The sequence below is a fragment of the Sulfitobacter sp. HI0129 genome (assembly GCF_001635395.1).
In the GTDB taxonomy this organism is placed as follows: domain Bacteria; phylum Pseudomonadota; class Alphaproteobacteria; order Rhodobacterales; family Rhodobacteraceae; genus Sulfitobacter.
Map to the genome: position 1 here is coordinate 1 of NZ_LWGH01000297.1, position 6,326 is coordinate 6,326.

6 protein-coding genes and 1 pseudogene are annotated in these 6,326 nt (G+C 60.5%); 2 read left to right on the forward strand and 5 right to left on the reverse strand.

The genetic code is table 11. From position 1 onward, the window contains the following. The 3 genes and pseudogenes from A3764_RS25910 to A3764_RS06670 all read right to left on the reverse strand — a co-directional run. Positions 1-202, reverse strand: a pseudogene (locus tag A3764_RS25910) (hypothetical protein); the annotation flags it as partial. Between the two features lie 79 nt (positions 203-281). Continuing rightward, positions 282-941, reverse strand: coding sequence for an ABC transporter ATP-binding protein (locus A3764_RS06665; protein ID WP_067919901.1), 660 nt, complete (start codon positions 939-941; stop codon positions 282-284). A 179-nt stretch (positions 942-1,120) separates the two neighbouring features. Then, complete coding sequence (locus A3764_RS06670; protein WP_236628100.1) at positions 1,121-1,687, reverse strand: acyl-homoserine-lactone synthase; 567 nt, start codon at positions 1,685-1,687, stop codon at positions 1,121-1,123. 416 nt (positions 1,688-2,103) lie between these two features. On the opposite strand from A3764_RS06670, the gene A3764_RS06675 reads away from it, so the two are divergent. After that, entirely contained in the window at positions 2,104-3,537 is a 1,434-nt protein-coding gene (locus A3764_RS06675) for a sensor histidine kinase (RefSeq protein WP_067919903.1), read from the forward strand. An 18-nt stretch (positions 3,538-3,555) separates the two neighbouring features. Here A3764_RS06675 and A3764_RS06680 read toward each other — a convergent pair whose 3' ends face one another. Together A3764_RS06680 and A3764_RS06685 are read right to left on the reverse strand one after the other, a co-directional pair. Continuing rightward, a complete protein-coding gene (locus tag A3764_RS06680) occupies positions 3,556-4,359 on the reverse strand; it encodes an extensin-like domain-containing protein (RefSeq protein ID WP_067919909.1) in 804 nt (267 codons plus the stop codon). An 8-nt stretch (positions 4,360-4,367) separates the two neighbouring features. Next, positions 4,368-5,537, reverse strand: coding sequence for a L,D-transpeptidase family protein (locus tag A3764_RS06685; RefSeq protein ID WP_067919905.1), 1,170 nt, complete (start codon positions 5,535-5,537; stop codon positions 4,368-4,370). Positions 5,538-5,695: 158 nt separating this feature from the next. Here A3764_RS06685 and A3764_RS06690 point away from each other — a divergent pair, with 158 nt between their 5' ends. Beyond that, a complete protein-coding gene (locus tag A3764_RS06690) occupies positions 5,696-6,286 on the forward strand; it encodes a uracil-DNA glycosylase family protein (protein WP_067951359.1) in 591 nt (196 codons plus the stop codon). Positions 6,287-6,326 lie beyond the last annotated feature (40 nt).

Genomic DNA, 6,326 nt, shown 5'->3' on the forward strand with positions numbered 1-6,326 from the left:
CATCGAGGTCCTGCTCCCCCGAGACTTCGGCGGGGGAGGAGACTTCGCCTGCCCTCACCTCATCTTGCGATTCGGCTGGCGCGGGCGTTTCCGCGGGTGCGGGTGTTTCGACAGCACGGGGTCGGGGGCGGGTCGTCGCATTGTCGGCCTTGGCCGGAACCGGCTTCGGAGCTTCGCGCGGGGGTTCTTCGGCGCGTTCCACTCCAGGGGCCGCGCTGTTGCCAGCCGCAGACACATTGCCCGTTCCCTGTGGGGGCGCCGCCCGCTTGATGCGGAACTTTCTAGCTTTGGGTTTCGTAGTCATAAAGCTGCTTCGCTTCTTCCAGGGTGTCGAACATATGCAGTTTACCGTGTAGCAAAACAGCTGCCGAGCTTGCGAATTTTTCGAGTGTCGTGGGACTGTGCGATACGATCACGATCGTGGTAGTGCGCAGCCGTTCCTGCAGGATGTCACCGGCCTTGCGGTTGAATTCAACATCCGTGGAGGCGGGCATGCCTTCGTCGATCAGGTACATGTCGAAATCGAGCGCCAGCATCAGCGCGAAGGAAAAGCGTGAGCGCATCCCCGAGGAATAGGTGCCCAGCGGTTGATCAAAGTATTCGCCCAGATTGCACAACCAGCGGCAGAAGCTTTCGACATAGTCGGGATCGAGCCCATAGAGCCGCGCGATAAAACGCGCGTTCTCCATCGCTGAGACCTTGCCGACGACGCCGCCCATGAACCCCAGCGGAAAGCTGATGTTGCACCCGCGCCTGATCTCGCCCTCATCGGGTTTTTCGAGGCCCGCCATCATGTTGATCAACGTGCTCTTGCCCGTGCCGTTGGGCGCAAGGATGCCCAGCGAACGACCCAGTTCCACCCGAAAAGACACCCGGTCGAGGATGACCTTGTGCTGTGATCCGGTCCAGAAGGACTTGGATACGTTTTCGAATTCCAGCATGTCTGCTCCGGTCCGGCTCTGCCTCATCGCTCGGTTCAGCGATGTCCCCAGGTTCTATATACCGAATTTGTCCGCATTATGTCCCAATAGGAAACAAATGTACAACGCCACATGACCCTTGGGAGCGGCATCGATCCTTAATAATCCTTAAGAAACAGCGGGGAAAGGGTGCCTGAGGGTCAGTTGACCTGCTCGTCCGGGACTGCGCGCATCAGGGCCGCTTGGGTCCGGTCCCCGTCGATGTTGAGCACCGGTCCGACGGGCACAGCACTCATCACACCAAGGCGCGTCATCCAGCGGCTGAAGACAGCCGGAACGATGCCTATGACATGGCTGGCGTTCATCTCGGCCGCTGCGGTGGCCATCCGGGCGAGCAGCAAGCGTTGCAGTTCCATGCGTCGCTGCGACGGAATAGAGGGTGCCAGAAAAAGGCGCGTCGCTTCCCAGACCGTGGGGTTGACGGGCGCCTTGAAGAAAAGGACATCGCGGGGGATCGTGTCGATCAGGCCCTGCTGGGCGTCCCGGATCATGTAGCTGTACTGCCCGCATTGGGAGGTGGTCGGGGTCAAGCGGACGCCGCCCAGAACCTCGCCGTATTCGTGCAGAACGATCCAGCGTGCGCGGGGCGTGTCGTATTGGTCGAACTCCATGCCGTCCACTTCGGGCAGATCCCAGCCCTTCGACTGGATGAAGACCTCCCGACGGGCGCGCATGAAGTTGACGAACAATTCCCCGTGATTGTGCATGTTCGTCATTGAAAGCGTAATCGCGCGTACTTGCCGGTTCTGCTCGGACAGGGGCGGCAAAGCGCGCGAGTTCGCGGATTCCAGCCGTTGCCGGGACGCGCGCGCGCTCTTCGACTCCAGTGCCGCAATGTTAAGCTCTTCCTGTGGAATAAGATCAGGAAAAATGTGCTTCCAGGTTCCAATGCCCGGAATGCTCTTTTGAATACCCATGCCCGCCCAACTTAACGTGTTCTTAACTAACCTTAACGTAACTTGTGGTAGCACATTGTGGCCATACTTTTGGCGCAGTGATCGGTCATGTTGCTCCCGAATTGTTTCAATATCAGCCGAATCGTGGCTCCAAGATCACAAAATTCGGAACAATAAGACCCAGAGGCCGGCACATCGGTGCCAACGACGCATAGTAGGAACGTAAAATGAACGATGAGAACGTCAGCCCGATGGAGATGGATTCGCGGCGGTTGTTAACGCAGCAGATCCGCGACTATGCCACCGTCGGCCGAAATATGTTCTGGCAGCGTCAAATCATCTACTCTGCCGCTGTCGTCCTCGCGGCCTATTACTACGACCTGTGGCTGGCGATCTCGACGGTTGCCGTCGTCGCGCTTTCCGAGATCTATGATTACATCCTGTTCCGCCAGATCGCCATATGGCGAGGGCGGAGCCCCCGGATCGCGCGACATTTCCTGTGGCGCATCTATTTCGGTACGATCATCAGCGCCGCCGTCATCTGCATTTACACCATCGGCATCGCGCTGGAGCAGGGGCCGACCACCCATTTCATGTCGCTGTTCTTCCTCTTTGCGGCATCGCTCTTTGCCGCGATGAACAACCACCAGCTGCTGCAGGTACTGGTGCTGCGGCTCACGATCTATGGGGTGACCTTCCTGTTCATCCCTCTTTACGACATCATACGCACCGGCGCGCCACTGTCGTCCGAGCTTTGGATGCAGTTCTTTGCCGTGCTCTTTGTGATCTATTTCATCGTGGATTGTTCGCGCATCTACATGAAGCTCTACCGGACCAACCAGCGCCAGCACGAGGCGTTGAAGGTGGAGCATGAGAAGACGAAGATTGCCTATCAGATCAAATCCGAGTTCCTTTCAACCATCAGCCATGAGCTGCGTACCCCCATGACATCGATCCGGGGCTCATTGGATCTGGTCTGCGGCGGGGCGATGGGCGAAGTTCCCGAAAAGGCGGATAAGGCCCTTCGTATCGCGCAGCGCAACAGCCGCCACCTGATGTCACTGATCAACGAGATCCTCGATCTGCAGAAGATGGAAGCCGGCAAGATCTCCCTTTCCGTCGAACCGCTCGAACTGCATGCGCTTCTGGACGATGCCATCGATCTGAACGCGGGCTACGCGGAGACGCTGAGCGTGGATCTGGTGAAAGGCCAGTTCGACAAGGATATTGTGATCCAGGCGGACGAAAAGCGGATGCAGCAGGTCATGTCGAACCTGTTGTCCAATGCCGCGAAGTTTTCAAAGCCTGGTAGCAAGGTCATCGTAAGCTCTGAAATCTTCGAGGACTTCGCGCGTATCCTTGTGATCGACGAAGGGATCGGCCTGTCGGAGGATCATCGCCACAAGGTGTTCGACCAGTTCTCGCAAGTCGATTCCAGCGACCAGCGTGCCGTGAACGGTACGGGGCTGGGCATGAACATCTCCAAGCGCATCATCGAAGCGCAGGGCGGCGCGATTGACTACCGCAAGAACTCAGGTCCGGGCACCACCTTCTTCGTGGATATCCCCCTGATGAAGGGTCAGCAGACAGTGCAGGAAATGCGCCGGGTGGCCAAAGAGGGCCGTTCCAACTTCGGATACGGGTTGTTCAAGACAGCCTGACCGGCGTCCAGCCCCGCGCTACTGGCAAAGGCGGAAGCCCCCGTTGCGGGCTTTGATGTCGAAATGCAGGTGGTTGGCGTGGGCCGCATCCGATCCGGGGCCGAGAACGGTGGTGAAGGACAGGCAGGCGCCCGCCCGGATCGCATCCTGAAAGGCTTCTTCCAGCGTTCCTTCGCGTTCACGCGGCTCGATCGCCAGCATGCTGCCGTCGGCAAAACCGACCCCCATGATATCCAGCGCATTGCCGTAACTGTGTTCCGAGGGCTTTCCCGTCGGGCTGTTGTTGCGACGGCGGCAGATATAGGACGATCCGTGCTGAAGCGAGGTGACCGCTCCCCGCTCACTCAGGACTTCGGCGGCGGGCAGCACGGTGCGTGTGACCCATTGCGAAAGCGCGAGCGCGGTTTCACAGCGCAGAAAGGTATCGGGGTTCAGCGCCACGCCCGGGGCCGCGGCGTCCAGCCGGATGGGCTGCGCAATACCGCAGGACCCGTCATCTTCATCGCGGATGGGGGCCACGGGTTCGAAACTTGCCCCCAGTTCGGTCAGGGCCGCGGTACAGGCCGCAAAGGCTGCTGGATCCGCTGTGATGGCGAGCGTTTTTTCCGGCGGATCGTCCGTCGCCAGTGTCTCGGCGGGGTCGACATCAACGGGGGCGGGCTCCGGTACGGGCGCCGGGGCCTCGGAGGTTTCCTCCGAGGTTTCGGGCTCTGCCCGTTCGAGTTGCGGCGGGGTCAGCGACGTTTCTGGCGCTTCGGACTGGGCGAGCGCGGGGAGGGCCAGCAGCGACAGGCAGGTCGCCACCTGAACCCGGCTGTTCATCCACATGCTCATTCCGCGAATTCGACCATGACACCACCTGCGTCCAGCCCGGCGGAGACGAGGTCCGCCAGTTCCTGCGCGTCCCAGTTCGTCAGTCGTACGCAACCGTGGCTCTGGTTCTTGAACAGGCCCGCCGGATAGGGGGTGCCGTGCAATCCATAGGTAGGTTTGTCGAGGTCGATCCAAACGAGGCCAACAGGCCCGTTGGGGCCGGGCGGCAGGGTCAGGAATTCGTCGTTGTCACCCTGCTGGAAGTTCAGGTCCGGATTGTAGCTGTATGTGGGCTCCGGCGCGATGGCGTTCACTTTCATCGTCCCCGAGGGCGACGGTGTGCTTTCGGAGCCGACCGTGACCGGGTAGTCGGTGATCACCGCGCCCGACCCGTCATAGGCGATCAGGCGACTGGTAGGCTTGTCGACGACAATGCGGGCGACCGTGCCCTGAGGAAGCGGCGCTTCCACATTTGCGACAGTGATTGTCTGCCCCGGTTCGAAAGCGGTGCCGGCGTTCAGGGCGATAAGGAAATCCTCATCCATGTGGAAATCTTCCGCCAGCTTTTCGGTGACGGAGGTGTATCCGATCCACTCCAGCTTCGCGAGATCTGCATAATCGTCAGGCAGGGCGCCGTTGTGCAGGCGGACGAAGTCGTCCTGAGTGATCGTGTACTGCTTTGTAAGCTGGGCGGCGGACGGCCCGCCCAAAGCGGCCCAGACATCTGCATCTAGTTCCCCGTCCACCGGCAACCCTTCGCGCGCCTCGAAGGCCCGCAGTGCGGTTTCGGACATACCGCCCTTGTAGCCGTCGATGACGCCGGGGGAGATCCCGGCACGGTCGAGCAGGATTTGCAGTTTGGCGGTCAGGGCATCCTGCCTGTCATCTTCTTCCGCCTCTGCCTCTGCTTGGGCATCGGTCTGGGTGGTATTGCCCTGTGAATTACCTGTCTGCGCGGTCGCAGAAGCGCCGGAAGACAGGCCCGAAGAACCTGACTGCAGATCCGTGCTGCCCGCACCCGTTCCTGTTGCTGTCATACCTGTCGCCGTCGTGCCAGTTTGCTCCATCTGCTTCGGTGGGAACTTCGCCTCCTCAATATCCTGCGCGGTGAAGGGCAAAGCGAAAGCGGGGGCGGCAAGAAGCGACAGCAGCGCGGCGGCGGCTGTACGGGTCTGCAAAAGCGGCATGATCGTCCTTTCAGAAAGAGGTTATTCCTCAACGCACGGGTGAATCCGATTGTTCCGGGTAAGTTCTGCTCATGCGGTAATAAGAGGCAGCGTCGCTGCTGTTGTTGGGGGCGGAATAAGGGGGTTCCACTTTGCGCGCCGTCGCCTATCTGAAGCCCATGGTAACCGACATTCGCCCTGCCTTGCGTCGCTGTACGATCTGCGCGGAAAGATTTGCCGCCACGGCCACGTCCCACCGCCCAAATCCGGTCGTCTGGTTCCAGCCCGGTGCGCGGCTTCTGATCGCCTCCCAGGCCCCCGGCTTGCGGGTGCATGAAGCCAATACGCCGTTCTGGGACGCATCGGGCAGGCGGCTTCGATCATGGCTGGGGATCGATGAGGATACTTTCTATGACCGTTCGAAAGTTGCCATCATTCCGATGGCCTTTTGCTTTCCCGGTTACGATGCCAAAGGCAGTGATCTGCCGCCGCCGCCCATCTGCGCGCGTACCTGGCGCGAAGGCGCGTTGGCCACTGTGCCGGATATCCGCCTGACCATTCTGATCGGCGGGCACGCCATGCGCTACCATCTGCCGTCTTTCAAGTCTGTCACGCAGGCTGTGGCCGACTGGCGCGCCCACCCGCCCGGCGTCTTCGCCTTGCCACATCCGTCCTGGCGCAATACCGGTTGGCTGAAGAAGAACCCATGGTTCGAAGCCGACGTGGTGCCGCGCCTGCAGGCGGCCGTAAGGGATGTACTGGATGACTGAAACGACCCCGCTCGATACTGCGCATGCCGCGATGCAGGCT

What these genes read in the sequence shown, in the direction of transcription:
- A3764_RS06665 (WP_067919901.1), bottom strand. Translation starts at nt 941, where the DNA reads ATGCTGGAATTCGAAAACGTATCCAAGTCCTTCTGGACCGGATCACAG.
- A3764_RS06675 (WP_067919903.1), top strand. Translation starts at nt 2,104, where the DNA reads ATGAACGATGAGAACGTCAGCCCGATGGAGATGGATTCGCGGCGGTTG.
- A3764_RS06680 (WP_067919909.1), bottom strand. Translation starts at nt 4,359, where the DNA reads ATGAACAGCCGGGTTCAGGTGGCGACCTGCCTGTCGCTGCTGGCCCTC.
- A3764_RS06670 (WP_236628100.1), bottom strand. Translation starts at nt 1,687, where the DNA reads ATGCACAATCACGGGGAATTGTTCGTCAACTTCATGCGCGCCCGTCGG.
- A3764_RS06685 (WP_067919905.1), bottom strand. Translation starts at nt 5,537, where the DNA reads ATGCCGCTTTTGCAGACCCGTACAGCCGCCGCCGCGCTGCTGTCGCTT.
- A3764_RS06690 (WP_067951359.1), top strand. Translation starts at nt 5,696, where the DNA reads ATGGTAACCGACATTCGCCCTGCCTTGCGTCGCTGTACGATCTGCGCG.